This window comes from Pseudonocardia yuanmonensis (genome assembly GCF_039542425.1).
Lineage (GTDB): Bacteria > Actinomycetota > Actinomycetes > Mycobacteriales > Pseudonocardiaceae > Pseudonocardia > Pseudonocardia yuanmonensis.
Genome location: NZ_BAABIC010000036.1, coordinates 1 through 21851, shown reverse-complemented (window position 1 = coordinate 21851; position 21851 = coordinate 1). Strand labels below are relative to the sequence as shown.

At 75.1% G+C, this 21851-nt stretch carries 23 protein-coding genes; 9 read left to right on the top strand and 14 right to left on the bottom strand.

Annotated features, from left to right (window positions below):
- Window positions 1-179 precede the first annotated feature (179 nt).
- The 5 genes from ABD990_RS32435 (at window position 180) to ABD990_RS32415 (ending at window position 5464) form a co-directional block, all read left to right on the top strand.
- Window positions 180-515 (top strand): ANTAR domain-containing protein, encoded by a 336-nt coding sequence (locus ABD990_RS32435; protein ID WP_345384626.1) that lies wholly within the window; start codon window positions 180-182, stop codon window positions 513-515.
- Between the two features lie 3 nt (window positions 516-518).
- Window positions 519-1439, top strand: a complete 921-nt coding sequence (locus ABD990_RS32430; protein ID WP_345384625.1) for a 1,4-dihydroxy-2-naphthoyl-CoA synthase — start codon at window positions 519-521, stop codon at window positions 1437-1439.
- Between the two features lie 139 nt (window positions 1440-1578).
- Window positions 1579-2697: an o-succinylbenzoate--CoA ligase gene (gene menE / locus ABD990_RS32425; protein WP_425569708.1), complete on the top strand. Its 1119-nt coding sequence runs from the start codon at window positions 1579-1581 to the stop codon at window positions 2695-2697.
- Between the two features lie 166 nt (window positions 2698-2863).
- Window positions 2864-4573 (top strand): hypothetical protein, encoded by a 1710-nt coding sequence (locus tag ABD990_RS32420; protein ID WP_345384624.1) that lies wholly within the window; start codon window positions 2864-2866, stop codon window positions 4571-4573.
- 9 nt (window positions 4574-4582) lie between these two features.
- Window positions 4583-5464, top strand: a complete 882-nt coding sequence (locus ABD990_RS32415) for a 1,4-dihydroxy-2-naphthoate polyprenyltransferase (RefSeq protein WP_345384623.1) — start codon at window positions 4583-4585, stop codon at window positions 5462-5464.
- Here the strand turns inward: ABD990_RS32415 and ABD990_RS32410 are convergent.
- On the bottom strand, window positions 5420-5854 hold the full coding sequence (locus ABD990_RS32410) for a DUF4229 domain-containing protein (RefSeq protein WP_345384622.1): 435 nt from the start codon (window positions 5852-5854) through the stop codon (window positions 5420-5422). The two genes, ABD990_RS32415 and ABD990_RS32410, sit on opposite strands and share 45 nt — an antisense overlap.
- A 328-nt stretch (window positions 5855-6182) precedes the next feature.
- Between ABD990_RS32410 and ABD990_RS32405 the strand changes: the two genes are divergently transcribed.
- Entirely contained in the window at window positions 6183-6404 is a 222-nt protein-coding gene (locus tag ABD990_RS32405; RefSeq protein WP_345384621.1) for a BldC family transcriptional regulator, read from the top strand.
- A 172-nt stretch (window positions 6405-6576) separates the two neighbouring features.
- A complete protein-coding gene (locus ABD990_RS32400) occupies window positions 6577-6804 on the top strand; it encodes a hypothetical protein (RefSeq protein ID WP_345384620.1) in 228 nt (75 codons plus the stop codon).
- Between the two features lie 176 nt (window positions 6805-6980).
- Here the strand turns inward: ABD990_RS32400 and ABD990_RS32395 are convergent, their stop codons facing one another.
- Window positions 6981-8384: a MinD/ParA family ATP-binding protein gene (locus tag ABD990_RS32395; RefSeq protein ID WP_425569709.1), complete on the bottom strand. Its 1404-nt coding sequence runs from the start codon at window positions 8382-8384 to the stop codon at window positions 6981-6983.
- 111 nt (window positions 8385-8495) lie between these two features.
- On the opposite strand from ABD990_RS32395, the gene ABD990_RS32390 reads away from it, so the two are divergent.
- Window positions 8496-9017, top strand: coding sequence for a hypothetical protein (locus tag ABD990_RS32390; protein ID WP_345384618.1), 522 nt, complete (start codon window positions 8496-8498; stop codon window positions 9015-9017).
- Between the two features lie 70 nt (window positions 9018-9087).
- On the opposite strand, the gene ccsB is transcribed toward ABD990_RS32390, so the two are convergent.
- The 9 genes from ccsB to hemB form a co-directional block, all read right to left on the bottom strand.
- Window positions 9088-10098 (bottom strand): c-type cytochrome biogenesis protein CcsB, encoded by a 1011-nt coding sequence (ccsB, locus tag ABD990_RS32385; protein ID WP_345384617.1) that lies wholly within the window; start codon window positions 10096-10098, stop codon window positions 9088-9090.
- On the bottom strand, window positions 10098-11789 hold the full coding sequence (resB, locus tag ABD990_RS32380; protein ID WP_345384616.1) for a cytochrome c biogenesis protein ResB: 1692 nt from the start codon (window positions 11787-11789) through the stop codon (window positions 10098-10100). The genes ccsB and resB overlap by 1 nt, the downstream gene beginning before the upstream one ends.
- Window positions 11790-11812: 23 nt before the next feature.
- Complete coding sequence (locus tag ABD990_RS32375; protein ID WP_345384615.1) at window positions 11813-12589, bottom strand: cytochrome c biogenesis CcdA family protein; 777 nt, start codon at window positions 12587-12589, stop codon at window positions 11813-11815.
- Between the two features lie 99 nt (window positions 12590-12688).
- Window positions 12689-13291, bottom strand: coding sequence for a TlpA family protein disulfide reductase (locus tag ABD990_RS32370; RefSeq protein ID WP_345384614.1), 603 nt, complete (start codon window positions 13289-13291; stop codon window positions 12689-12691).
- Window positions 13288-13968 (bottom strand): histidine phosphatase family protein, encoded by a 681-nt coding sequence (locus ABD990_RS32365; protein WP_345384654.1) that lies wholly within the window; start codon window positions 13966-13968, stop codon window positions 13288-13290. The genes ABD990_RS32370 and ABD990_RS32365 overlap by 4 nt, the downstream gene beginning before the upstream one ends.
- A gap of 38 nt (window positions 13969-14006) precedes the next feature.
- Window positions 14007-15329: a glutamate-1-semialdehyde 2,1-aminomutase gene (hemL, locus tag ABD990_RS32360; protein WP_425569707.1), complete on the bottom strand. Its 1323-nt coding sequence runs from the start codon at window positions 15327-15329 to the stop codon at window positions 14007-14009.
- A gap of 42 nt (window positions 15330-15371) precedes the next feature.
- On the bottom strand, window positions 15372-16055 hold the full coding sequence (locus ABD990_RS32355; RefSeq protein ID WP_345384612.1) for a hypothetical protein: 684 nt from the start codon (window positions 16053-16055) through the stop codon (window positions 15372-15374).
- Between the two features lie 17 nt (window positions 16056-16072).
- Window positions 16073-16363, bottom strand: a complete 291-nt coding sequence (locus ABD990_RS32350; protein WP_345384611.1) for a DUF4282 domain-containing protein — start codon at window positions 16361-16363, stop codon at window positions 16073-16075.
- A 4-nt stretch (window positions 16364-16367) separates the two neighbouring features.
- Complete coding sequence (hemB, locus tag ABD990_RS32345; RefSeq protein ID WP_345384610.1) at window positions 16368-17342, bottom strand: porphobilinogen synthase; 975 nt, start codon at window positions 17340-17342, stop codon at window positions 16368-16370.
- A gap of 395 nt (window positions 17343-17737) precedes the next feature.
- On the opposite strand from hemB, the gene ABD990_RS32340 reads away from it, so the two are divergent.
- Entirely contained in the window at window positions 17738-18661 is a 924-nt protein-coding gene (locus tag ABD990_RS32340) for a hypothetical protein (protein WP_345384609.1), read from the top strand.
- Window positions 18662-18754: 93 nt separating this feature from the next.
- On the opposite strand, the gene ABD990_RS32335 is transcribed toward ABD990_RS32340, so the two are convergent.
- The 3 genes from ABD990_RS32335 to hemC form a co-directional block, all read right to left on the bottom strand.
- Window positions 18755-18925, bottom strand: a complete 171-nt coding sequence (locus ABD990_RS32335) for a hypothetical protein (protein ID WP_345384608.1) — start codon at window positions 18923-18925, stop codon at window positions 18755-18757.
- Window positions 18926-19615: 690 nt separating this feature from the next.
- The gene (locus tag ABD990_RS32330) at window positions 19616-21157 is read right to left on the bottom strand and encodes a bifunctional uroporphyrinogen-III C-methyltransferase/uroporphyrinogen-III synthase (protein WP_345384607.1); all 1542 of its coding nucleotides are present in this window, start codon (window positions 21155-21157) and stop codon (window positions 19616-19618) included.
- A partial coding sequence (gene hemC / locus ABD990_RS32325; RefSeq protein ID WP_345384606.1) for a hydroxymethylbilane synthase occupies window positions 21154-21851 on the bottom strand: 698 nt, incomplete at its 5' end. The genes ABD990_RS32330 and hemC, both read right to left, overlap by 4 nt.

Below are 21851 nucleotides of genomic sequence, written 5' to 3'. Positions count from 1 at the left end.
ACCCGCGGGGTCCCGCGGTGGCGGAACCGGGCGGCCCCGGCCCGACACCGCACGGACGTCCGATCTTCCCGGGGTGTCCGCACCGGGCCGGCGTCGCCCACTTGATAACGTCCTCCGGCGCAGGTCCAGCAGCGAGGCCCGCGGTCCCCCGTAGACCGAGACCCGCTGGACAGGTAACCATGCCCGACGACCTCGATCCGTCGCGCCCGGACGAGGCCTCTCGAGAGTCCGAGCTGCGCGAACGCGTCGAGCAGCTCGAGACCGCACTGCGCAGCCGCCCCACCATCGAACAGGCCAAGGGCATGATCATGGTGGTGCACCGCTGCGACGACGAGCAGGCCTTCCGGGTGCTGATCGCCGTCTCCCAGAGCTCCAACCGGAAGCTGCGCGAGGTCGCCGCCGAGATCGTCACGGCGCTGCCGGCGGACGAGCCGCTCCCGGCGGACATCGCCGCCGCCTTCGACAACGAGGTACGCAGGCTGAGGACGGCCGGACACGCCGCACTAGATTCCTGATCCGTGACCAGCGCGGCATCCGACCCCGTGTCCGAGACCTTCGACCCCGCGGCCTGGGCCGCGGTGCCGGGGTTCTCGTTCACCGACATCACCTACCACCGGGCGGTGGACTGCGGGGTGGTGCGGATCGCGTTCGACCGCCCCGAGGTCCGCAACGCCTTCCGCCCGCACACCGTCGACGAGCTCTACACCGCCCTGGAGCACGCCCGCACCAGCGCCGACGTCGGCTGCGTGCTGCTCACCGGGAACGGGCCGTCCCCGCGGGACGGCGGGTGGGCGTTCTGTTCCGGCGGCGACCAGCGCATCCGCGGCCGCACCGGCTACCAGTACGCCTCCGGCGAGACCGCCGACACCGTCGACGCCGGCCGCGCCGGGCGGCTGCACATCCTGGAGTGCCAGCGGCTGATCCGGTTCATGCCCAAGCCGGTGATCGCCGTGGTCAACGGGTGGGCCGCCGGCGGCGGACACTCCCTGCACGCGGTCGCCGACCTGACGTTGGCCTCGGCCGAGCACGCCCGGTTCAAGCAGACCGACGCCGACGTCGGCTCCTTCGACGGCGGCTACGGCTCGGCCTACCTGGCCCGGCAGGTCGGCCAGAAGTTCGCCCGGGAGATCTTCTTCCTCGGCCGCACCTACACCGCCGAGCAGATGCACCACATGGGCGCGGTCAACGCCGTCTACCCCCACGCCTCGCTGGAGGCCGAGGCCCTGCAGTGGGGCCGGGAGATCCTCGGCAAGTCCCCGCAGGCCCAGCGCATGCTCAAGTACGCCTTCAACCTCGCCGACGACGGCCTGGTCGGCCAGCAGCTCTTCGCCGGCGAGGCCACCCGGCTGGCCTACATGACCGACGAAGCCGTCGAAGGCCGGGACGCGTTCCTGCAGAAGCGGGACCCGGACTGGTCGCCCTACCCCTGGCACTACTAGGCGCTCGAGGACTGAGCGAACGGCGCTCTCGCTCACTAGGTATGAGCGACAGCGCCGGTCGCTCATGTGCCCGGTGAGTGCTCCGGCACCACTCGCCGCGCACGGGCCCGGAGGGCGGGCGGGTGGGATCCTGGGGATCATGCGTCCCCTGCACGCGCTCCCCCTCGACGGATCCCCCGACGCGCTCGACGCGCTCGTCCGCGCCCTCGACGCCGCGCTCGACGGGACCGGTCCGGCCGTGGTGCCGGGCGCGGCCGCAGCGCCGGCCCCCGAGGTGCCCGAGGAGGTCGCGGTCGTCATCACCACCTCCGGGTCCACGGGCACGCCCAAGCACGTGATGCTCAGCGCCGCGGCGCTCACCGCCTCGGCGCGGGCCACGGAGGCGCGGCTCGGCGGACCCGCCCGGTGGGTGCTCGCGCTGCCGGCGGAGCACGTCGCCGGGGTGCAGGTGGTGCTGCGCGCCCTGCTCGCCGGCGCCCCGCCCGTCGTGCAGGACCTGCGGGAGGGCTTCCGGCCGGCCGGGTTCGCCCGCGCCACCGGCCTGCTGCCGCACGGCACCCGCCGCTACACCAGCCTCGTGCCCACCCAGCTCGGCCGGATCCTCGACGAGGGCAGCGCCGCGATGTACGCGCTCGCGGGGTTCGACGCCGTGCTGATCGGCGGGGCGGCACTGGCCCCCGCCCTGCGCGAGCGGGCCGAGGAGGCCGGCATCCGCGTCGTCACCACCTACGGGATGAGCGAGATGTGCGGCGGGTGCGTCTACGACGGCGTGCCGCTCGACGGCGTGCGGGTCCGGCTCGGCGAGGACGGGCGGCTCTCGCTCGGCGGGCCGATGATCGCGGAGGGGTACCTCGGCGACCCGGAGCTGACCGCGGCCTCCTTCGTCGACGGCATGTTCCTGACCGGTGACCTGGGCCGGTGGGACGGCGACCGGCTCACCGTCCTCGGCCGTGCCGACGACGTGATCGTCACCGGCGGGGAGAAGGTCGCGCCGGCGGCGGTGGAGCGGGTCCTCGCGGCGCAGCCGGGCGTGGGCGCGGTGTGCGTGGTGGGTGTGCCGGACCCCGAATGGGGGCAGGCGGTCGTGGCCGCGGTCGTCCCGACCGGGGCCGGGCCGGACGTCGAGGCGCTCCGCGCGGCCGTCCGCGAGGCGGAGGGGCGGGCCGCCGTCCCCCGACGGGTGCGCCTGCTGCCCGAGCTCCCGCTGCGGGGCGTGGGGAAACCCGACCGGAACGCGATCGCCGCCCTGCTCGCCTAACCCGGATCGGGCAGAGACCGCCCGAAGTGGTGACGGATGGTGACACCCCATGGTGGTGCTCACTCTCCGTTGATTGACGACTACGCCGTCATCCGATTGCCTGCATTCCCACACGGCACATCTTCACCTGCCGTCACAGGAATCACATGGGGCACGGGGAGCACGGATGCGGATGAGGTGGCGCGCGGGCCTGGTCGTGGCCGCGGCGACGGCGCTCGCGGCCGGCGGGGTCGCGCCGGCGGGCGCGAGCGGGGGCGGCTCGGCCACGACCTGGACGGCGGACCTGGCCGCGGGGGAGGCCGCGGGGGTCACCGCCGGCGGCGACGGCGTGCGGCTCGACCCGGCGACGGCCTTCACCGCCCCCCTCGAACAGGGCGGGGCGACCGAGGCGGCCGCGCCCGCCGGGGTGGTGCCGACCGGGCTGCTCACGCTCGCCCCGCAGGAGCTGGGCCGCCCCACCACCCGGGTCGACTCGCTGGTCGACGGCGACCTGCCGCCCGGGACCACGGCGTCCGTCGACGTCCGCGGGCGCACCGCCACGGGCGGCTGGACCGAGTGGATCCCGGCGACGGCCTCGGGCGCGGACTCCGGGAGCGTCACGCTGCCGGGCGCGACCTCCGAGGTGCAGGGCCGGCTCGTGCTGACCGGCACCCCCGAGGGCACCGCGCCGACCGTCCGCGGTGTCACCCTCACCGCGGCCCCCGCACCGGCCACCGAGGGCGGGCGCGACCTGACGGAGGGCGCGCCGTTCAGCGCCAACGTCTTCGCCACCCGCGAGGGGCTCGTCGGCGGCACGACGTCCAACGGGCACGTGATCACCGAGCGGGACCACTTCGTGGCACTGCCCTCGCGGCGGGCCCTGTCGCCGCGGGACACCAGCGACTACTCGGTGCGGGTGTGCGCCCCCAACGGGCGGTGCGCCTTCGCGCCGGTGTGGGACGTCGGGCCGTGGAACACCCGCGACGACTACTGGAACCCGTCCGGCACGCGCCAGGAGTGGAGGGACCTGCCCCGGGGCGTGCCGCAGGCGCAGGCGGCCTTCCGGGACGGCTACAACGGCGGCAACGACCAGTTCGGCCGCAAGCTCGTGAACCCGGCCGGGATCGACCTCGCCGACGGCGTGTTCTGGGACGCGCTCGGGCTCAAGGACAACTCGCAGGTCCAGGTCGACTACCTGTGGACCGGGTCGGTGCGGCTGTCGAAGGTCGAGTCGGACTCCGAGGACGGGACCGCGTCGGTGCGGGCGGCGCCGTCGGACGACGCGGAGGTCGTCGGGGTCGCCGCGGACACCGCCGACGTGCCGGTGCAGTGCTCGACCGGCACCGGGTCGGACGCGTGGCTGCGGATCGGCGACGGCCAGTTCCTCAGCGCCGCCGTGCTGCCGGCGGTGGAGGACGTGCCGGCGTGCGACGACGCGGACGCCGGGGACGGCGCGGGGGACGACGCGGGTGCCGGGGACGACCCGGGTGCCGGCGACGCTGCGGCTCCGGCGGTCGGCGGACCGGGGGCGGGCGCCGGCGCAGCCGACCCGGGCGAGGCCTCGGTTCCGGCGGCGCAGGACGCGGCGAGCGCCGAGGTCGGCGGTTCGGCCGCGGTGCGGGCGGGCGCCTCGACCGTGAACGGCGACCCCCTCGCCGGCCCCACGGCCGCCACGGCGCCGACGGCCGCCGCGGCACCGTCCCGCGCTACACCGTCCGCCGGTGCGCCTTCTACGGCTGCACCGTCCCCTGCTGCACCGTCCGCCGCGGCATCCGCGGCCGTCCCGTCCGCGGCGTCCCCGGCGGCCACCTCGTCCGCCGCGTCCCCGACCGCTCCCTCCGCCGTGTCCGGCCCGGGCTCCGAGGCGCCCCGCCCGACGTCCTCCGGCGGCGGCTAGATTCGACGCGTGGCCACGCTGGCGCAGTGGGTCGAGGGTGCTCGGCCGCGGACCCTCCCGACCGCCGTCTCCCCCGTCCTGGTGGGCACCGGGGCCGCGATCGGCTCGGGCACCGTCGAGATCGGCCGCGCGGTCCTCGCGCTGCTCGTCTCGGTCGCCCTGGTGATCGGGGTGAACTTCGCCAACGACTACTCGGACGGCATCCGCGGGACGGACGACGAGCGCGTCGGGCCGCTGCGGCTCGTCGGTTCGAAGCTCGCGAGCCCGGTCGCGGTCCGCAACGCCGCACTCGTCTGCTTCGCGATCGCGGCGCTGGCCGGGTTGACCCTGGTCTCGCTGAGCCGGACCTGGTGGATGATCGCGGTGGGCGCGGTGTGCATCGCGGGCGCCTGGTTCTACACCGGCGGCAAGCGGCCCTACGGCTACGCAGGGCTGGGCGAGGTCGCCGTCTTCGTCTTCTTCGGGCTGGTCGGCGTACTCGGCACGGTCGTGACCCAGAGCGGGCCGCCCGGGGCGCTGGCGATCGTGGGCGCGGTGGGCGTCGGCCTGCTGTCCTGCGCCGTGCTGGTCGCGAACAACCTGCGCGACATCGCCGGCGACGAGGTCGTGGGCAAGCGGACCCTCGCCGTCGCCCTGGGGGACCACGAGACCCGCCGACTCTACGCGGCGCTGGTGCTGCTGCCCTTCCTGCTCACCCTCGGGATGGCGATCCGCAGCTGGCCGGTGCTGCTCGCCCTGCTCGCCCTGCCGCTCGCCGTCGGGCCGGTGCGGCGGGTCATGGCCGGCGTCGAGGGCCGCAAGCTCATCCGCGTGCTGCGCGACACCGGCCTGCTGCTGCTGGCCTGGTCAGCGGGGACCGGGATCGGCCTCGCCCTCGGCCTGGTGGTCTGAGGGCGGCGCACCCGGCTCGTCGGCCTCGGCCCGGTCGGCCCGGTCGGCCCCGTCGGCCGCCTCGTCGCCGCGCAGGCGGGCGCGCAGCGCCTCCCGCTGGGCTCCGCGGCGCTGCCGCGACTCCGCGAGCGCGAGGTCCAGCCGGGCGCGCAGGCCGCGGAACAGGACCAGTGACAACGGCAGCGCCACGACCAGCGCGATGAGCACCGCGAGCAGCACCGGGACGCCCGCCAGGGCCAGCAGGGCGGCGATGACCGCGACCAGCCCCAAGCGCGCGACCGTGTAGAGGCCGACCGTCGCCGCGAGGCCCGGGGCCTTCCCCGGGCCCGGCCCGGCCGGGGGCTGCGGGTCGGTGTCGAGGTCGCCGTCGGTTCCGGGGCGTGTCGCCATGCCGTCGAGGGTACGACCGCGGCGGCCTTGACCGTTCGCCGCTCCGGGCCCGCCGACCGGCCGCGCCGGGCGCCCTCCACACGCCGTCGTCACGCCCGCGGTGGCACCGTGGGAACGGGCGGAGGGATCCGGCCGGGCGCGGAACCGCAGCTCAGGCGGCTCACATCCGCCGCTCAGGCCCCTCTCAGGTGGCCTCCACGACGCTGACCGGGTCGAGCCCCTCTGTCCGCTTTGCCCTTTAAGAGCCCTTTACCTCCGCCCAACCGTTCGAGTACCCGGGGTCCCCGGTGTCACGATGGCCCGGTAATCGACGATGCGGAGGCTTCGGATGTCTGCTCCGACCCAGAACTCGAACGAGCGCCTGCTCACCCCCGGTGAGGTCGCCGCCCTGTTCCGTGTCGACCCCAAGACCGTGACCCGTTGGGCCTCGGCCGGCCGGATCGGCTCGATCCGGACCCCAGGTGGCCACCGCCGCTTCCGGGAGTCCGAGGTACGCGGGATGCTCGCGGACCTCACCAGCGAGGCCACGATCGGCACCCAGCGCCACTGACGCGACCCTGCCGCCGGCGCCCGCCGGTGGCTCCCCGGTCCGCGGATCCGGGCCGGCCTCCCGCCCACCCGGATCCGCGCTCCCCGGCACGACCGTCCGCTCCCCCGTCGAGTGGGCTTTACCCGGGCATTGCCCTCCGCGCCGGTACGCTCGGTACCGGAGGTGGTTGGTGATGCTGTACCTCATCGTGTTCGCCGTCGCGGCCGTCATCGCGCTGCTGTTGTGGCGGGCGATGAGCGGCGACCGAGCCGACGTCCCGCGCGGCACCGGCACGGCAGGACCCGCGGCGCCGCCGCGGCGGACCCGGGCCACGGGGCCGGACGACGATCCCGATTTCCTGCGCAGTCTCGACGAGACGATGCGCCGCGGCGACGATCCCCCGCCGCCCGCGAAGGACTGATCCGGCCGCACCGGCCGGTGGAGTTCAGCCGAGACCTCGGCAGGGCGTTCACCGACCCCGACGAGCTCCCGGACGGCCGCTGACCCATGCGCGAACGGCGCTCTCGCTCACATCCAGTGAGTGAGAGCGCCGTTCGTGCAGCGGGGGGTCAGGAGGCGTGCGCGGCCACCCCCGGCTCAGCTCGGGAAGCCGTCGGCCACCGAGGCCGCGAGCTCCAGCAGCGCCAGGCGGGTCGGCGGCGACAGGCGCTCCAGGTCGACCTCCGCCCCCTCCTCGAGGTGCGGGTCGAACGGGATCTGCACCACCGCGCGGCAGCGGCCCGCGAAGTGCTGCGCCACCCGCTCCAGGTCCACCGCGCCCGCCTGCCGGTGCACGTTGTTGATCACGGCAACGGCGTTGCGCACCAGGTCCCCGTGGTCGTGCGCCTCCAGCCAGTCCATGGTCGCCGAGGCGCTGCGGGCGCCGTCGATCGACCCCGACGACACGATGATCAGCTGGTCGGCCACGCCCAGCACGCCGTACATCGCCGAGTGCATCAGGCCGGTCCCGCAGTCCGTGAGCACGATGTTGTAGAAGTGCTCGAGCAGCGTCACCGTGCGCCGGTAGTCGTCCTCGCTGAACGCCTCGGACACGGCCGGGTCCTGCTCGCTGGCCAGCACCTCCAGCCGCGAGGGCCCCTGCGAGGTGTAGGCCCGGACGTCCGTGTACCGGCGGATCCGCTGGGCGTCCCGCAGCAGGTGCCGCACGGTCGCGCTGGTCTCCAGCGGGATCTTCTGGCTGAGCGTGCCGCGGTCCGGGTTGGCGTCGACCGCGACGACCCGGTCGCCCCGCAGCGAGGCGAAGGTCGCGCCCAGGGTGGCGGTGATCGTCGTCTTGCCGACGCCGCCCTTGAGGCTCAGCGTCGCGATCTTGTGGCAGCCGAGCAGCGGCTGGTTGATCCGCGTGGTCAGCTCGCGCTCGCGGATGTCCTGCGGGCTCTCGCCGGGGTTGATCAGGCGGCCGGTCAGCAGGTAGAGGAAGCGCCGCCAGCCGGTGCGCGGGGGGCGCCGCTTGCCGGGCTTGAGCAGCCGCGCGGTGGAGAGGTCCGCGAGGTCCGCGTCGGAGTCCGCGCGCGCCTGCTGCGCCTCCTGCGCGGCGACGGCGCCGGGGTCCGTCCAGCGCCCGACGTCCCGGATCGGCCGGTTCGGGCCGGTGGGCGGGCCGAGCGGCATCCCGCGCGGGGGCGTGCGGCCCTCCTGGGGGACGACGCGGCGTTCCCGCGGCCGCTCCGCACCGGCGCGCTCACCGACAGGGCGTTCGCCGGCAGTGCGCTCGCCGGCAGTGCGCTCGCCGGCAGTGCGCTCGCCGGCAGTGCGCTCGCCGGCAGTGCGCTCGCCGGCAGTGCGCTCGTCGGCAGAACGCTCGCCAGCAGGGCGCTGCCCGGCCGTGCGCCACTGCGGTGGGGCAGGCGGAGGGCTCGCCTCTCCTCGCGGCTGGGCTCCGCGGTCACGGGGCTGGGCCGGAGCCGCTCCGTTCGGCGCTGCCGCCCGCGGGACGTCGCCGTTCCCGGAAGCCCCGTTCGGCAGGCTCCCGTTCGGCAGCCTCCCGTTCGTTGCGCTTCCGTTCGGGACGGGCTCGTGCCGGGTTGTCCCACCCGTCGCCCTCCCCCCGGGAGCGGCGCCCTCGGGCGGCGCACCGTGGGACGTGGTGCCGTGCGGCCCTCCGCTGGGCGCAGCGCCGTTCGGGGCCGCCGGGCGCTGCTCCGGGCCGGTGCGCTGGGCGGGCGGCTCGGGGCGCCGGGGCCCTGGGTACTCGCCCGGGTACTCGGCGGGGCGCTGCTCGGGCCCCTGCTCGGGGCGCGGCTCGGGGCTCTGCTCACGGTGCTGCTCACGGTGCTCGTGCCGCTGCCGGGGCTCGGCGTGCCGCCCCTCCCGCCCGCCCGGCGCCGGGTACGGCTCGACCTCGTCCAGCTCGCCCTCGAGCTCGAGCAGGTCGGAACCCCAGCCGGCGTCGTCGGGCACCACGCCCCACGTCTCGTCCCGGCGGGCGCCCAGTCCGGGATGCTGCGCGTGCGCGCCCCCCTGCGACCGCTCCTCCTGCGCCCTGTCCTGGTCGTCGGGGGCCTGCCGCTGGGAGCGCTGGGCGTTCTGCGCCCACCGCTCCCGGACGTAGCGGCCCACGGAACCGTCGGGGTACTCGTCGGGCCCGGTGTGACTCACGGTTGCCGACGGTAGTCGCGCGAACCGCGTCGGTCGAGGTGATGCAGCGCGGCTCGCCCGGTAGGGCGGCTGCCGACCATCCCGTTCAGCCCAGCCCCGCGTACGAGTGCAGGCCCGCCACCACCATGTTGATGAAGAACAGGTTGAAGATGATCGCGGCCAGGCCGAGGATGTTGATCCAGGCCGCGCCGACGTGCCGCCAACCCGCCGTGGCCCGGGCGTGCAGGTAGGCCGCGTAGATCACCCAGGCGACGAAGGCGACCGTCTCCTTCGGGTCCCAGCCCCAGAACCGGCCCCACGCGGCCTCGGCCCAGATCGCGCCGGCGATCACCGCGAAGGTGTACATCGGGAACGCGACGACGGTGACGCGGTACGCGAGCCGGTCCAGCACGTCCGCCTCGGGCAGCTTCGCCGTGAAGCCGGCCGGCTTCCCGGACCGCTTCATCAGGTACAGGATGCTCGCGACGCCCGGCACGACGAACAGCCCCGAGGCCAGCGTGACCGTGGTGACGTGCACGACCAGCCAGTACGACCGCAGCGCCGGCACCACGGGCGCGGCCTGCGCGTAGAGCACCGTGCCGGCCAGGAACATCAGGATCAGCACCGGGGCCAGCACGAAGACGCCGAGCTTGCGCAGCCCGCGGGTGCGCTTCGCGGTCCGCTGCAGGACGACCAGCCACGCCACCATCGCGGCCAGGCAGATCGCCGAGGTGAACTCGTACATGTTGCCGAGCGGCCACCGCTCGGTGGCCAGCCCGCGCAGCACGATCGACCCCAGGTGCAGCAGCACCGCCAGGATCGTCAGCGAGACGCCCATGCGGCCGAACCGGTCCGCCCGGGACCGGCCCGCCTTGCGGGCCGACACCGGGGGCGGCGGGACGTCGGCGTTCTCCTCGCCGACCACGCCGAGATCGGCGCTGCCCGTACCCCGGGCGCCGACGGCGGCGGGCTCGTGCGCGACCTTCTCGGGCACGGCCCCGCGCGTCCGGCTCGAGACGTACTCGACGGCGTGGAACACCATCGCGAGCACGTAGACCGTGAGCGCTCCCTTGAACAGCAGGTCGCTGTACTCGGAGAGCATCGGATCGACCGGCATCAGTCTCCACCGTCCTGTCTCGACGTCGCCGGTGCCGGCGCGCCTGTCGTCCCCGCTGTCGTTCCCGCCGCCGGGCCCAGCAGCTCCGCCCGCAGGCGGTCGAACTCCTCGCCGTAGCCCGCCCGGTCGGTCCGTGCCAGCCCGCCCAGCTCGACCCGGCTGCGCGCCCGGCCGTCCGGGTCCTCGCCCGCCGGCACCACGCGCACCCAGAACCGCCGCCGCTTGACCGACAGCGACAGCCCGAGCCCGAGCAGGACCAGGATCGCGAACACGAGCACCGTCAGCTGGCCCGGGTCGTGGCTGACCTGCAGCGCCACCCACTGGGTGACGTCGTCGAAGCGGACCTTCGTGCCGTCGTCGAGCGTGATCTCCTGGCCCGGGACCATGTTCTCCCGCGCGACCCGGACCAGCTCGCCGGAGTCGACCTTCGACTGGTCGACCGAGAAGATCGACTGGCCGCGGCCGTCGTCGAGGCCGAGGTCGCCGCGCATGACGTCGATCGCCGCCTCGGGCGCGAGCAGGTCGGGGAAGGTCGAGGTGACGACCTGCCCGCCGGAGCTGGTCGGCGCGAACAGGCCGGTGATCGCGATCGAGCTCCGCTGCCGGGTGGCGTCGTCCGCGATGCCCGGGCGCTCGAACTTGGTCGCGCCCTGGGACAGATAGGTCGTGGTGTCCACCGGCTGCCACTGGATCTCGCCGGTGCGCTGCTGCCCGTCCGGCCAGGTCACGGTGAAGCGCGGGGCGTAGCCGTGGTTCAGCAGGTAGACGCGCTCGCCGTCGAGGCGCAGCGGGTGGTTCACCGACAGCGTGTCCGCGCGCCAGGTCGCGGTGTCGCCGGCGCGGACGTCCTCGGCGGTCTGGTAGCCCAGCTCGGCGGTGTACTGCTCGGGCTGGCCGTTGGGCAGGTACTCGGCGGCGAAGGAGTCGACCCTGATGCAGAACGGGTCGAGCTCGGTGCCGTCGACGCGCAGCCCGGGGCGGAAGGAGTCGTAGCCGAGGATCGAGGTGTTGCAGAACTGGCTGCCGTTCGCCAGCACGATGACCTGGCCCTCGTAGCCGAAGAGCTTGCCGACGGCGATACCGACCAGCAGCCCGACCAGGCTGACGTGGAAGACCAGGTTGCCGGTCTCGCGCAGGAAGCCGCGCTCCGCCGAGACGCTGCGGCCGCCCGCCTCCTCCCGCTCGGCGCGGCGCCAGCCCTTCACCAGCCCGCGGACCCGCTCCAGGACCTCGTCCGGGGCGCCGTCGACGACGCCCTCGGCGTGGTGCGGCATCCGGGCCAGGTTCCGCGGGGTCGCGACCGGCTTCTGCCGCATCGCGCGCAGGTACTCGAGCGACCGCGGGGTGAGGCAGCCGACGAGCGAGATCATGAGCAGCAGGTAGATCGCCGCGAACCAGGGCGTCGCGAAGATCTCGAAGGCGCCGACCCCGTCCAGCAGCGGGGCGAGCCGCGGGTGGTCGGTGAAGTACTGGTCGACGAGCTGCTGGTTGAGCGACCGCTGCGGGAGCAGTGCGCCCGGCAGCGAGGCCAGGGCCAGCAGGAACAGCAGCACCAGAGCGGTGCGCATGCTGGTGAGGCCCCGCCAGGCGTTGCGCAGCAGGGCGAGGACGGCGCGCCCGCCGCCGGGCCGGCGGGGTGGCTGCGGGGGTGCCTCGGGCGGGGCGGGGGGCGCGGTGGGCGGGCTGCTCATCGGCGGTCACTCATGTCGGCGGCTCACAGGGCGGGGGTGAACCCGGAGACGGCGACCTGGAGCTGCGCGAGCAGGCTCCCCCACAGCCCGCTGACCAGCAGCGCGCCGACGGCGACCATCAGCACGCCGCCGGCGATCTGGATCGTGCGGGTGTGCCGGCGCAGCCAGCCCAGCGCGGAGACCGCGCGGGAGGCGCCGAGGGCGATGACGACGAACGGCAGGCCGAGCCCGGCGCAGTAGGCCAGGGTGAGCACGACCCCGCGCAGCGAGCCGCCGCCGGTGCCGGCCGCGACCGCGACCACGCCCGCCAGCGTCGGGCCGATGCAGGGCACCCAGCCGAGGCCGAACACCGCGCCCAGCAGCGGCGCACCCCACAGCCCGAGCCTGGGGACCCAGTGCACCCGGCGCTCGTTCTGCAGCAGGGGGATGAGGCCCACGAAGGCCAGTCCCATCACGATCATGACGATCCCGCCGACCCGCTGGAGGACGGCCTCGTTGCGCACCAGGACGTCGGCCAGCCAGACGACGCCGACCAGGATCGCGCCGAACACCACCGTGAACCCGGCGACGAACAGGGCCGCGGCACCGGCGACCCGGAACCGGCCGCGACGGTGCTCCCGCGCCTCCTCCCGGGTGACGGGCGGGGCGTCGGCGCCGACCAGCCCGGCCAGGTAGGCGAGATAGCCGGGGACCAGCGGGACCACGCACGGGGACGCGAAGCTCACCGCACCCGCGAGAACGGCGACCACCGCTGCGACGAGCAGCGGGCCGCTGACCGCGAGGGTGGTCGACGCATCCATCACAGGACAGGGTATGTGCTGTGGTCAGGCGCGGGGGCGCCGGGTTCTACAAGTCGTAGTGCAACGCCTCACGGCCCGCGTCGTGGATCCGAAGTGCGGTCAGGAGCCGGTGGTCGACGGGGCCGGTTCCTCGGCGGCGATCCGCTGGACCGTGCCCAGCAGGTCCGACGGGCGGATCTGGGTGAGGTAGACCGCCGCCACCCGGTGCTGCCGGTCGAGCACGATCGTCGACGGCACAACGTTGCGCGGGTAGCCGGACAGCGCGGCGAGCACCCGGCCGGGCTGGTCGAAGATCGAGTCGTAGGTCAGGCCGCGGTCGCGGACGAAGTCGCGGGCGGCGTCCCGGTCGTCCCGCACGTCGATGCCGAGCATCGCGACCCCGGCCGCCTCCGTCTGCTGCGCCACGAACTCCAGGTCGGGCGCCTCGGCCCGGCACGGACCGCACCACGAGCCCCAGATGTTGAGCACCACGACCTGGCCGGCGAAGTCCTGCAGGCCGACGGTCCGGCCCTCGTTCAGCAGCGACTCCCCCGACAGCTGCGGGACCACCCCGCGGGACTCCGGCGGGTCGTACAGGATCGTCGTCTGCCCGTTCGGCGCGACGAACGTGAACTCCTGCTGACCGCTCGCCACGGCGTCCTTGCTGGTGGAGCAGCCCGCGAGCACGAGCAGCCCCACCAGCAGCGGCAGCAGGCGTCTCATGCGCCCGTCGCCGTCGGGTCGCTGGACCCGGCCGGTTCGCCGTAGCGCAGCCCGGTCACGGTGGTGCCGGTGAACTCGACGCTGGTCAGCGAGGCCAGCGCGCACTGCCGCGAGCGCGGGTCGTGCCAGAGCCGCTGGCCCAGCAGGTAGCGCCGCAGGGTCCAGATCGGCAGCTGGTGGGACACGCACACGGCCTCGTGCCCCTCGGCCAGCGCGCGGGCGCGGTGCACGGCGCCGAACATCCGGTGCGCGATCCTGATGTACGGCTCGCCCCACGAGGGGGTGAACGGGTCCCGCATCAGCCGCCAGTTCGCGGGGTGGCGCAGGGCGCCGTCGCCGACGCCGAACCGCTTGCCCTCGAAGAGGTTGCCGGACTCGATCAGCCCGTCCTCGGTCACGATGTCCAGGCCGTGCGTCTTCGCGATCGGTGTGGCGGTCTCCTGCGCGCGCTGCAGCGGGGAGGCCACGACGGCGGCGAGGTCCGCGTCGGCCAGCGCCTCCGCGACCAGCTCGGCCTGCGCGCGGCCGTCGTCGGACAGCCGGAAGCCGGGCAGCCGGCCGTAGAGGATGCCCTCGGGGTTGTGCACCGCCCCGTGCCGCAGCAGGTGGACGACGGTCCGCGGCCCGCTCGGTTCCGGCGAGGTGCGGTCCCCGCCGGGGAAGGGGTCGGCGGGCACGGGGTCCCCGGGATCGGGGGTGGGCCGGACGGGAGTGCTCACGCCGGCTGCACCGCGGCGGCCGCCGCCCGCGCCGCGTCCGGCAGCGCCTTCTCGATCACGGCGAAGGTGTCGTCGTCGAGCGCGGCCGAGACGAACCAGGCCTCGAAGTTGCTGGGCGGCGCGTAGACCCCGCGCTCCAGCAGGGCGTGGAAGAACGGCGGGAAGCGCCAGGTCTGCGCGGCCTTCGCGGTGTCGTAGTCCACGACCTCCTCCTCGGTGAAGAAGATCGAGAACATGTTCCCGGCCGTCTGCACCCGGTGCGGGACCCCGGCCTCGCGAAGCGCGCCGCCGATCATCCCGACCAGGCGCTCGGCGTTGGCGTCGAGCGCGTCGTAGACGGCCTTGTCGGCCTGGCGCAGGGTGGCGAGCCCGGCGGCGACCGCGACGGGGTTCCCGGACAGCGTGCCCGCCTGGTACACCGGCCCGGCCGGGGCCAGGTACGCCATGTGCGCGGCCGGCCCGCCGAACGCCGCGGCCGGCAGCCCGCCCGACATGACCTTGCCGAAGGTGTAGAGGTCCCCGGCCACGCCCTCGAGCCCGAACCAGCCGGCGGGCGAGACGCGGAAGCCGGTCATCACCTCGTCGATCACCAGCAGGGCGCCGTGCTCGCGGGTGACCTCCCGCAGCCCCTGGTTGAAGCCGGGCCGCGGGGCGACCGCACCCATGTTGCCCGCCGCGGCCTCGGTGATCACGCAGGCGATCTCGCTGCCCCGCTCGGCGAAGACCTGCCTGACGGCCTCGAGGTCGTTGTACGGCAGGACGACGGTGTCCCCGGCCTGCGCCCCGGTCACGCCGGGGCTGGTGGGCAGGCCCAGCGTCGCGACGCCCGAACCGGCCTGGGCGAGCAGCGCGTCGACGTGGCCGTGGTAGCAGCCGGCGAACTTCACGACGACCGTGCGGCCAGTGATGCCGCGGGCCAGCCGGATCGCGCTCATCACGGCCTCGGTGCCCGAGTTCACCAGGCGCACCTGCTCGACCGGCGCGACCCGGTCGATGATCGCCTCGGCCAGCTCGATCTCGGCCGGGGTCGGGGCGCCGAAGGAGAGGCCGGACCCGGCGGCGGTCCGCACGGCGTCGACGACGGCGGGGTGCGCGTGCCCGAGGATCATCGGGCCCCACGAGGAGACCAGGTCGACGTAGCGGAGGCCGTCGGCGTCGGTCAGCCAGGGACCCTGCGCCGAGACCATGAAGCGGGGCGTGCCGCCGACCGAGGTGAACGCGCGGACCGGCGAGTTGACGCCGCCCGGGATCACCTCGGCGGCGCGGGCGAACAGGCCCGCGGAGACCTCGGGCGTGATCGGGGTGAAGGGGGCACTCACGAGCCCCAGTCTCACATCCGCGCCGTGATCCGGCCCGTGGGGTCAGCGCCGGGCGGCGAACCAGTTCGCGGACGGGCGCACGAACATCAGCACCACGCCGGCGACCGCGAGCACCACGGGCGCGATCACGAGCAACGACGAGGCGCCGCCGCCGCCCAGGTTGAGCAACAGGAACCCGCAGAACAGCACGGTGAGCGCGGTGACGGCGACGCGACCCCACGACCTGCCGGCGAAGGCCGCGACCGCGAGGCCCATGTAGACGAGCGCGAGCGCCGCGACCAGCGCGAGCAACAGCCGCACGGCCTGCAGGAACTGGTCGAAGGTGACGTTGTACTGGGTGAGCATCGCGTCGAGCCCGAGCTCCGGCGGGAACATGTCCTTGCTGATCGGCAGGAACAGCCCCAGGACGCCGAACACCAGGAACGGCACCGCGCTCAGCACCAGCAGGACGAGCGCGCCGACCATCGTGCCGGGCCGGCGGACCTGCCGCGGCTCGGCGTCCCCGGGCGGGGACGCCTCGGCGTACGGGCTGTAGGCGAACTGGCCGCCCGGGTACTGGCCGCTCTGATGCTGGCCGCCGTGCTGCCCGGCCTGCGGGTCGCCGCCGGGCGGGACCCCCTGGGCGCCGCCGTGCGGGTACGGGTTCTGCGGGTACTGCGCGTACTGACCCGTCGAGGGTCCGCTCGGGTAGTAGCGGGGTCCCTCACCCTGGTTGCCGGTGCTCACGGTGACCACGGTACCGGTCAGCCGCGGCGGTGGACGTCCTCCGACAGACGGACCACCGCCGTCACGAACTCGAGGACGACCCGCAGCAGGAGCAGCGCGAACACCGCGACCACGCCCCCGGCGACGAGCGCCGCGACGCCGAGCCCGAAGCCCCGCACGAAGAACCCGATCACGCCCGCGACGTAGCAGAGCGCGGTCAGCACGACGCCCACGACGTAGACGAACCTGACCACCGACGGCGTGGCGAACCGCTCGAAGTTCAGGTCGGTGAGGGCGGCGAGGACGCCGGGCTCCTGGGGGGTCCGCATGGGGTCAGTCCAGCAGACCCGCGACCTCGGTCGCCCAGTAGGTCAGCACCACGTCCGCGCCGGCGCGGCGCAGCGAGGTCAGCGTCTCGACGATCGTCCGCTCCCGCTCCAGCCAGCCCTGCGCGGCGGCGGCCTCGATCATCGCGTACTCGCCGGAGACCTGGTACGCGGCGACCGGCACGTCGGCGGTGTCGGCGACGGTCCGCAGCACGTCCAGGTACGGCAGCGCGGGCTTGACCATCACCATGTCCGCACCCTCCTCCAGATCGAGCGCGAGCTCGCGCATCGCCTCACGGAGGTTGGCGCCGTCCTGCTGGTAGGTCTTGCGGTCGCCCTTCAACTGGCTCTCGACGGCCTCGCGGAACGGCCCGTAGAAGGCGCTCGCGTACTTGGCGGTGTAGGCGAGGATGCCGGTGTCGGTGAACCCGGCCTCGTCGAGCGCCTCGCGGATCACGCCGACCTGGCCGTCCATCATCCCGCTGGGCCCCACGACGTGGGCCCCGGACTCGGCCTGCACCACGCCCATCCGCGCATAGATCTCGAGCGTGGAGTCGTTGTCGACGCGGCCCCGCTCGTCGACCACCCCGCAGTGCCCGTGGTCGGTGAACTCGTCCAGGCACAGGTCGGACATGAGCACCGTGGAGTCGCCCAGCTCGGCGCGCAGGTCCCGCAGCGCGACGTTGAGGATCCCCTCCGGGTCCGTCGCCCCGGACCCGACGGCGTCGTGGTGCTGGGGCACGCCGAACAGCATGATCCCGCCGACCCCCGCCTGCACGGCCTCGGTGGCCGCCTTGCGCAGGGTGTCCCGGGTGTGCTGGACGACGCCCGGCATCGACGAGATCGCCGCCGGCTCCGCGGCGCCCTCCTTCACGAACATCGGCAGGACCAGGTGCCGGGGCCGCAGCTCGGTCTCGGCCACCAGCCTGCGCAGCGCCGGGGTGGATCGCAGCCGGCGGGGACGCTGGGCGGGGTAGGCCATGGGGCCAGGGTACGACCGGCCTGGTAGGGGCGGTCGCGCGGCTCGGTGCCGTTGCCGGGCTCGGGCAACCTTCACGAACGGCACTCTCGTGCCGACCTACTGAACGAACGGCACTCTCGTACCGACCTACTGAGCGAACGGCACTCTCGTGCCGACCTACTGAGCGAACGGCACTCTCGTGCCGACCTACTGAACGAACGGCACCGAACCGCGCTCTCGTGCCGACCTACTGAGCGAGAGCACCGTTCGTTCGACCGGGGTGGGCGAGCGGCGGAAGATCGACAGTTGCTGCAGGTCGAGCAGGGGTGGCGCCGGGCGGAGCAGTGCACCGGCCCAGGCCCTCGCGGGGTGGGGTCGGTGACGGAGAGTGTCACCCGATACGGCATCCTGCGCGCGTGACCAAACCGGGACGCAGCGTCATCGCCCTCCTTCTCGATCGATCCAGCTCGCTCGGCCCGCTCCGCGACGACCTTCGCGCCGCGACCGCCGACCTCCTCGCGCACCAAGCCGGGCTGCCCGGTGAGGTCGAGGTCTACGTGACCACGACCGGGCGCCGCGCCCGCAAGCTGCGCGGCGGCATCCCGGCCGCCGACGCCGCCGTGCCGAAGCTGCGCGGCCGGGGCACCGAGGCCGTCCGCGACTCGTTGGGCGCCCTGGTCAGCGGCCTCGGCCGGTCGCTCGCCGGGATGCCGGAGCACGAGCGGCCCACCCGGGTGTTCGTGCTGGTCGTCACCGCCGGCGCCGACGAGGGCAGCGCCGCCTGGGGGCCGGACGAGCTGCGCGACCTCGTCGCCGCCCAGGAGCGGGACTACGCCTGGGAGGTCGTCACGGTCACCGTCGCCGAGCACGCCGGGCTCGCGCCGTGGGGTGCCGGGCACCGGTCGCTGGGTGTCGCGCCGCGGGGCGACTGCGTGCGTGCGGCGATGGCCGCCGCGTCCGCCTACATCGGCCGGGCCCGCGCCGCCGGACCGTGGGAGCCGGTCGCGGGGATCTCGCAGGAGGAGCGCTGGGCGGCGTACCCGCCGGACTTCCACGCGGTCCCGGAGCCCGAGGCCGCGGTCGAGGCGGTCGTCGACGCGCCTGTCGAGGCGCCGGTCGAGGCTGTCGACGCGCCGGTCGAGCCCACCGTCGAGCCCGCCGTCGAGGCCGCCGCGGTGGCCCCCGCTCCGGCCGTCCCGGCCGCTCCGGTCGACGACGCCCCCACCGAGGCGATCCCGGTCCTCACCGCGCAGCGCCTCGCCGAGGCCGACCGGGCCGCCGCGGCCGAGCGCCGCCGCTGGTGGGACCGCTTCCGCAGGCCCGCCATCGTCGGGTCCTGACGTCCGGGTCCGCGGGCGGGTCGCCCGCCCGCGGACCGCTCACGCCGAGGGCCGCGTCGGCCCGCGGGCGTTTGCGTCACGCGGAGGACAGCATCACGCCCGGCCCGGCGTCACCCGGGCAGCCGCACGCCGAGGGCTGCGGATGCCCGAGAGCACGCGCACCCGCGGGTCCTTGGCCGCCATCTCCTCGGCGAGCTCGCCCGGACGAGCGCCGGCACATGATCCCTCCGACGGGCACCGCATCGTCGCCCGGACGACGCTCACGTGTCTCTCGTACCAGCCGATCGTTCCGAGCGTGACAGGGACGTCGGGGCCGCAGCGCTGACGTCCCGCTCGGAACGATCTTGTCGCGAAGCCGACCCCTCCACGCTGCATGCGGATCCGCGGGCATTGCGAGCAGACCGGCCCCGTCGCACCCCCGCCCCGCAGGCGGATCCGCGAGCATTGCGACCAGAACCGCCCCGCCCACGCCCGCCCCCCGCACGCGGATCCGCGAGCATTGCGAGCAGAACCGCCCCGCCGCACCCCCACCCCGCACGCGGATCCGCGGCATTGCGAGCAGACCGGCCCCGTCCCACCCCCACCCACCCCTCGAACGCGGATCCGCGAGCATTGCAAAGGTCCCCGCAGAACCCCTGGACCAGCGGGAACGGGAGCCGCCCGAACCGGTCTCCGGAGCGGGCGAGCGACATCCTCACCCGATCGGGGCGCGAGTGTGCACGGCACGCGCCGAAGGACGGACCCGCTCGTTGAGCGGGGCATCCCCGGCACCGCCGCCCGGCCGCCGCTCCGCGCGCCTCGCGCCTCGCGCCTCGCGCACACCGCCGGCCGCTCGCACCCATCGCGGAACCTGTGTGCGAGCGGCCGACCCTGTGGGCGGGCCGAGAACGCCGGAGGGCCGCACCCCGGCGGGGTGCGGCCCTCCCGTGCGAGCGGGCGAGCGGGCTCAGCGACTCAGCGGCGCCGCGCCTTCACCTTCTTCGGCGGCGGCAGCGCGCCCTCGGCGCGGAGCTTGGCGGCGTGCGCGGCCAGGGCGTCGACCAAGGTGGGGACCCGGGCCTCCTCCGGCTGGACGTCGACGCGCAGGCCGAACTCCCGGGCCGTCTCCGCGGTGGCCGGGCCGATGCAGGCGACCAGCGTCCGGGCGTGCGGCTTGCCGGCGATGCCCACCAGGTTCCGGACGGTCGACGACGAGGTGAAGCACACCGCGTCGAACCCGCCGGTCTTGATGGCCTCGCGGATCGGCGCGGGCGGCGGGGCGGCCCGGACGGTCCGGTAGGCGGTGACGTCGTCGATCTCCCAGCCGCGCTCGGTGAGCCCGGCGGCGAGGGTCTCGGTGGCGATGTCCGCCCGCGGCAGCAGGACGCGGTCGACCGGGTCGAGGATGTCGTCGTGCGGCGGGAACAGCTCGAGCAGGCCCTCCGAGGTGGAGCTCTGCGCCTCGTTCACGTCCGGCACCAGCTCGGGCACGATGCCGAACTCGCGCACCTTCTCCGCGGTCGCCGTGCCGACGCAGGCGATCTTCACGCCGGAGAAGGCGCGCGCGTCGAGCCCGAACTCGGCGAACTTCTCCCAGATCGCGCGCACGGCGTTGGTCGAGGTGAACACGACCCAGGCGTACCGGCCGTCGACCAGGCCCTTGACCGCCCGCTCCATCTGCGTGGGCGAGCGCGGCGGCTCGACGGCGATGGTCGGGACCTCCTCGGGGATGGCCCCGTGCATCCGCAGCCGGTCGCTCATCACGCCGGCCTGGTCCTTGGTGCGCGGCACCAGCACGCGCCAGCCGTACAGCGCGCGGGACTCCCACCAGGACAGGTCGGCCCGGGAGGCGACCTCGGCGCCGACGGTGAGGACCAGCTGGCCCTCGAGCTCGGCGGCGTCGGAGGCCATCGACCCGATCGTCGTCGTGACGGTCTTCTGCGTGGACTCCGTGCCGTGCGCGGTGACGGCGACCGGGGTCTCGGTCGGGCGGCCCTGCGCGGTGAGCGCGGACGCGACCTCGGCGAGGTGCGCGGCGGCCGCCTGCAGCACGAGCGTGCCGGGCGCGCCGGCCAGCGCGGCCCAGTCGACGCCGGCCCGGACGTCCGCCTCGACGTGCGCGGACCCGAGCGGGACGCCCGCGTAGGCGGGGACGGCGGTGCCGGCCGGGACGCCGGGCACGACGTCGAACGCCACGCCCTCCGCGGCCACGGCGCGCGCCTCGGCCACCACGGCGTCGAGGGTCAGCGGGTCGCCGGCGACGAGGCGCACGACCGGTCGCCCGGCGCGGGCCTCGGCGAGGAGGTCGCCCGCGACGTCGGCGGGCTGCCCGACGGCCGGCCGGACCTCGGCGCCCTCGGCGACCAGCGCGAGGACGGCCTCGGGCACGTCCGGGTCGTTCACGACCAGCGGCGCGGAGGCGAGCACCTCCTTCGCGCGCACGGTCAGCAGGCCCGGATCACCGGGGCCGCTGCCCACGAAGGCGATCCGACCGGCGGTCGGCGGTGTGCGAGTCATTCTCCAGCTCCCGATCCAGCGGTTCCCGAGGCACCGCGCGCTGCCGGCCGCGGCAGGTCGTCGGCGCCCATGTCGAGCAGCTCGTGCGCGAGGGTCACCCCGAGCTTCTCGGCGTTCTCCATGTCTCCGGTGGCGGACGCACGCAGCAGCGCGCCGTCGGCCACCTCCCCGATCCCGACGACCGCGCGCAGCGACAGCCGGTCGACCACGCGGCCCGCGTCGTCGAGGTCCTCGACGACGTCCGCGTGCGCGGCCACCGGCGCGCTGCAGCCCGCCTCGAGGGCGGCGAGCACCGCGCGCTCGGCGGTGACCGCGGCGCGCACGCCCGCGTCGTCGAGCGTGGCGGCGAGGAACCGGGCCAGCTCCTCGTCCTCCGCCCGGCACTCGATCGCCAGCGCGCCCTGCGCGGGGGCGGGCAGCATCTGCAGGGGGTCGAGCAGCTCGCTGGCCTCCCCCACGCGACCGAGCCTGCGCAGCCCCGCGGCGGCGACGACGACGCCGTCGAGCTCACCCGAGGCCACCTTGCCGATCCGGGTGTCGACGTTGCCCCGGATCGGGACGACCTCCAGCCCCAGCCCGAGCGCGTGCAGCTGCACGGCCCGCCGCGGCGAGCCGGTGCCGATCCGCGACCCGGCGGACAGCTCGCCGAGCACCCGGCCCTCCCGGGCCACCAGCGCGTCGCGCGGGTCCTCGC

Coding starts and splice junctions, on each gene's coding strand:
- hemB (WP_345384610.1), bottom strand. CDS start 17,342: ATGGCCTACCCCGCCCAGCGTCCCCGCCGGCTGCGATCCACCCCGGCG.
- ABD990_RS32405 (WP_345384621.1), top strand. CDS start 6,183: ATGTCTGCTCCGACCCAGAACTCGAACGAGCGCCTGCTCACCCCCGGT.
- resB (WP_345384616.1), bottom strand. CDS start 11,789: ATGAGCAGCCCGCCCACCGCGCCCCCCGCCCCGCCCGAGGCACCCCCG.
- ABD990_RS32330 (WP_345384607.1), bottom strand. CDS start 21,157: ATGACTCGCACACCGCCGACCGCCGGTCGGATCGCCTTCGTGGGCAGC.
- ABD990_RS32370 (WP_345384614.1), bottom strand. CDS start 13,291: ATGAGACGCCTGCTGCCGCTGCTGGTGGGGCTGCTCGTGCTCGCGGGC.
- ABD990_RS32435 (WP_345384626.1), top strand. CDS start 180: ATGCCCGACGACCTCGATCCGTCGCGCCCGGACGAGGCCTCTCGAGAG.
- ccsB (WP_345384617.1), bottom strand. CDS start 10,098: ATGCCGGTCGATCCGATGCTCTCCGAGTACAGCGACCTGCTGTTCAAG.
- menE (WP_425569708.1), top strand. CDS start 1,579: ATGCGTCCCCTGCACGCGCTCCCCCTCGACGGATCCCCCGACGCGCTC.
- ABD990_RS32410 (WP_345384622.1), bottom strand. CDS start 5,854: ATGGCGACACGCCCCGGAACCGACGGCGACCTCGACACCGACCCGCAG.
- ABD990_RS32375 (WP_345384615.1), bottom strand. CDS start 12,589: ATGGATGCGTCGACCACCCTCGCGGTCAGCGGCCCGCTGCTCGTCGCA.
- ABD990_RS32350 (WP_345384611.1), bottom strand. CDS start 16,363: ATGCGGACCCCCCAGGAGCCCGGCGTCCTCGCCGCCCTCACCGACCTG.
- ABD990_RS32400 (WP_345384620.1), top strand. CDS start 6,577: ATGCTGTACCTCATCGTGTTCGCCGTCGCGGCCGTCATCGCGCTGCTG.
- ABD990_RS32420 (WP_345384624.1), top strand. CDS start 2,864: ATGCGGATGAGGTGGCGCGCGGGCCTGGTCGTGGCCGCGGCGACGGCG.